The organism is Arachidicoccus sp. (assembly GCF_050436765.1).
Lineage (GTDB): Bacteria > Bacteroidota > Bacteroidia > Chitinophagales > Chitinophagaceae > Arachidicoccus.
The window spans coordinates 1-4,093 of record NZ_JBNQGD010000211.1 but is presented as its reverse complement, the minus strand read 5'-3'; the positions used below and the strand labels follow the sequence as shown (position 1 = coordinate 4,093).

General features: G+C 37.6%; 3 protein-coding genes. 1 reads left to right on the top strand and 2 read right to left on the bottom strand.

Annotated features, from left to right (window positions below):
• Positions 1–97: 97 nt before the first annotated feature.
• Positions 98–2,581, bottom strand: coding sequence for a M1 family aminopeptidase (locus tag ACQR30_RS09260; protein ID WP_429734304.1), 2,484 nt, complete (start codon positions 2,579–2,581; stop codon positions 98–100).
• A 192-nt stretch (positions 2,582–2,773) separates the two neighbouring features.
• Between ACQR30_RS09260 and ACQR30_RS09255 the strand changes: the two genes are divergently transcribed.
• Positions 2,774–3,727, top strand: a complete 954-nt coding sequence (locus ACQR30_RS09255) for a 3',5'-cyclic-nucleotide phosphodiesterase (RefSeq protein WP_429734303.1) — start codon at positions 2,774–2,776, stop codon at positions 3,725–3,727.
• An 89-nt stretch (positions 3,728–3,816) separates the two neighbouring features.
• Here the strand turns inward: ACQR30_RS09255 and ACQR30_RS09250 are convergent.
• On the bottom strand, positions 3,817–4,093 hold a 277-nt coding region (locus tag ACQR30_RS09250), incomplete at its 5' end, for a M3 family metallopeptidase (protein ID WP_429734302.1).

Here is a 4,093-nt window from a genome sequence, read left to right as displayed (position 1 = left end):
AAAAAAAGGCACAGGCTTGCAACGACATTTTTTTCCCACACTAGGGAAAAAAATCGCTGCTTAGTTATTTGGGAACGGAATTTTGAAACAAATGATTTTACTGAATTTTGCTTTGCAAATAATATATCTCTGTTTGTTCGTCTGTTTTGTTGGAAGAAGCAGACAGCTTCATTTTTTTAGTAGCTAATACTTTTGCTAACCTTTGATTAAATATTTTTAGGTATTGAGGATACAGTGCGCCTGCTTTATCGCGCACAACTATTAATGCATCCGTCATTTTTTCGAAATGTTCCCTGTCGTGTAAATTGCCTAAGAAAGTCGTTAAATCTAATGCCTGGCTAACTTTTTCTTGACCAAATGGTAGCTCTGTGAAGTCTCCATAGATTTGGTCAAAATCTGCATCTGTTTTAAAAGGGATGGAAAGCTTTTCTACAGCATATTTTAAACGGCCAAGCGCATCTTTTTCCAAAGTTGGCAATAGTGCCATGGCTGTATCCTTATCCATTTCGGACAATGCCAATAGGGAGGAGCCCGCGACACTATAAGACGAATCTTTGACGCCAGCTAAATAAATAGGCTCATATTTTACGTCCTTGGTATAGCTGAGCACGTCAATTGCCTGAGAGCGTACAATGCGGTCGGGATCAGTCTTCGCCATTTCTGCGATTTTATCGAAATCAGCATTTGTATAAACTTGCGGATCTGTTTCCTGCAACACGTCGCTGCGCAAGCCATGAAATTTATCATTTAATGCTTTCATCAAAAAGTCTTTTGCTCCCGGTTCTTTTACATTTTGCGCGGCAAAGTCGATGGCTTCTTTTCTATCTACGTAGTTGCCCGCTAGCTTGTATTGATTGATAAATTCCGCTAAAGTTTTATGGTCATCTTTACTAGCTAATAGTATTTTATCCCCATCCACATTTATTAGATCAGGTTTTTCACCAACATTAAAAGTATAAGATTGTTTTTGCTGGGTCATCCATACACTATGACGGATCTTATCCGTGCCATGATAAATATCTATATCGATGGGCAGTTTGAAAATTTGCTCACCTTTTTGGGTTTGCTCAATAGTAACGGTAGATGTTTTTGCCGTGTCATCATAAGCGTAAGTAATGTCTAAATTTGGATTGCCCGCACCATAGTACCATTGGTTCCAAAACCAGTTTAAATCCCGACCGGTAATCTTTTCAAAAGCTAAACGCAGTTGTTGGGCCTCTCCCGTCCCAAATTTATTCTCATTTAAATATAGATTCAACGATTTGAAAAATGCTGCATCACCAACGTAGTGTCGCAACATATTTAAAATGCGGCCACCTTTATTATAACTAACTACATCAAATAAGTCTTCTTTATCCTTGTAGTAAAAACGAACTAAATCTTTATGTTGACTATTGCTATTAAGATAACCAAGCATATCGTTGTATCCTTGCGCATCTCCGGCATCTTTGCCATATTTATAGGTTTCCCAAAGTTGCTCACTATAGTCGGCAAAACTTTCGTTGACGGTAATATTGCTCCAGCTTTCCGTCGTGACCAAATCGCCAAACCAATGGTGAAAAAGTTCGTGTGCGATTACATCTTCCCAAGCGTTGCCATCGACTAATTGTCTTGCATTTTGTTGGGCTGATTGTTGATGTAAAGTAGCAGTGACATTTTCCATTGCGCCGCTTACATAGTCGCGGCCAACTATTTGATCGTATTTTGGCCAGACGTATTCGTAGTCTAAAATTTTAGAAAAAAATGCCATCATTTCCGGTGTATGGCCGAATATTTTTCTAGCTACCGGTTCATAAGCGTGCTCTACATAATATTCTACGGGTTTGCCTTTATAGGAATCTTTTATAATCGCATAATCCCCTACACCCATAAAAAACAGGTAAGGAGCTATTGGCAAATTCAATTTCCATCTGTCGCTGCGTGTGCCATTGCTATTTTTCTTTTGGCTAACCAACAAACCATTAGAAAGGGTTACATATTTGGAAGGGACAGTCATCGTGATGTCAACTGTCGATTTTTGATCTGGTTTATCAATGGTAGGGAACCATACACTATTACTTTCAGTTTCACCTTGTGTCCAAATCTGAATAGGTTTATCTTTTATTGTGCCATGCGGATTGATAAAATACAAACCTTTATCATCTGTAATAGCTGCACTGCCCTGCGTTTTACGCTCATTTGGTTTGGATACATAATCAATGTAAATCTCGTAGGCTTCGCCGCCATTATATGTTTTATCGAGATGAATTTTTAATTTCAAGCTGTCTTCATACAGATATGTCAACGGTATTTCTTTGCCGTTTTTTACTAATGCCACTTTGTTAATATTCATCCCTTTTGCATCGAGTGTTAAGGAATCGGTTGCATAAAAATGAGGTTGAATGGTTAGCCATGCTCTGCCATACATATAGCATTTAGTATAATCAAAGCTTACCTCGAGTCTGGTATTGACTATGTCATTAATTTTGGTGGCCGAGGCCCTATATTCGTGCTTCCAGGCAGTATCGGCCGCTGCTGGCAGGTCTTGAGCATTGATGGTAGAAAAGGCTAATAAAAAAAATGCCGCAAAAATCTTTTTCATCCTTGAATCTTTTTAATTATTACTGGAGTTCCTTGATTTCTTTAGAGGAAATATTGGATCCAATTCTTTAGTTGTCATGCATTGATAAAGCAATAAAAGTATAACTATTCCTGTATTTTTATTCGTAAATTGCAGAAAGAATATTCCAGTTTTATATGAGGAGAATTTCCATTAATTTTTAAAAACAATTTTATGAAAAATATTTTATTAATTTTTGTTATTCTTTTTTCTTTTTTAGTGAATACAGCTATTGCACAGCAAAAAACTTTTACCATTGTCCCATTGGGTGTAAAAGGCGGCAGTGATGAGAGTAATTTGTCCGCATATTTAATTGCCCCTAGAGATTCTTCAGATTTTATTTGTTTGGATGCTGGCACTATTTATAATGGGCTGAAAACTGCGCGCAGGCATCATTTATTTACAGGAAGTATAGATAATTTTTTGAGGAAAAATATTAAAGGTTATCTTATTTCTCACGGCCATCTAGATCATGTAGCCGGTTTAATTATTAATTCACCTGAAGATTCAAAAAAGAATATTTATGCATTATCCTTTTGTATTAAAGTCTTAAAAACGAAATATTTTACCTGGACGAGTTGGGCCAATTTTGGCAACGAAGGTGAGCGGCCGACTTTGAAAAAATATACGTACAAATATTTACATGTCGGCAATGAGATGGCAATTGACAATACACCTATGTTTGTAACACCTTACTTGTTAAGCCATGCTGTGCCAGGTAGAAGTACAGCATTTCTGATAAGATTTGGCGATAATTATTTTTTGTATTTGGGTGACACCGGTGATGATGCCAATGAACAAAGCGATGATTTAAAAAATTTGTGGAAAACTGTAGCCCCATTAGTCACTGCTCAAAAGCTGAAAGGGATTTCAATTGAATGTTCTTATCCGGATGAGCAACCCAATGATCGGTTGTATGGTCATTTGAAGCCTAGATTGCTGATAAAAAACTTGAATATTTTGGATAGCCTTGCCGGGAAAAATTCCCTGGAAAAGATGCCCATTATTGTTGCACATATGAAGCCGGCTGGTGATAATGAAACGACCATTCGCGACGAACTGGCGAAAGAAAATTATCTGGGGGTCGATTTTATTTTCCCTAAACAAGGGAAGAAAATTGTCTTATGAAACAATTATGGGTACAACCATTGATCGCAAAGAAAAAGCGCAAATAATTCTATTTATCTGCGCTTTTCATTGTTTAATACGCCGGGTGATTATTTCATCAATAGGCCTCTGTCTTTTTCCATTGGTTTTATGTCAGGTTCATGACCGACGAAGTTGACAAATATGGTGTGTAAATCTTCGGTATTACCCTTCGACAAAATCATATCACGGAAGCGCTGTCCGTTTTCTCGGGTAAGGCCGCCATTGTTTTGGAACCAGGCAAATGCATCATCGTCTAGCATCTCTGTCCATAAATATGCATAATAGCCCGCCGCATAACCGTTTGCCCAAATATGTAGAAAGTAAGAGGAACGGTAACGTGTAGGT

Bases quoted from the DNA above. Each gene is read 5' to 3' on its own strand.
- ACQR30_RS09260 (WP_429734304.1), bottom strand. From the start codon at position 2,581: ATGAAAAAGATTTTTGCGGCATTTTTTTTATTAGCCTTTTCTACCATC.
- ACQR30_RS09255 (WP_429734303.1), top strand. From the start codon at position 2,774: ATGAAAAATATTTTATTAATTTTTGTTATTCTTTTTTCTTTTTTAGTG.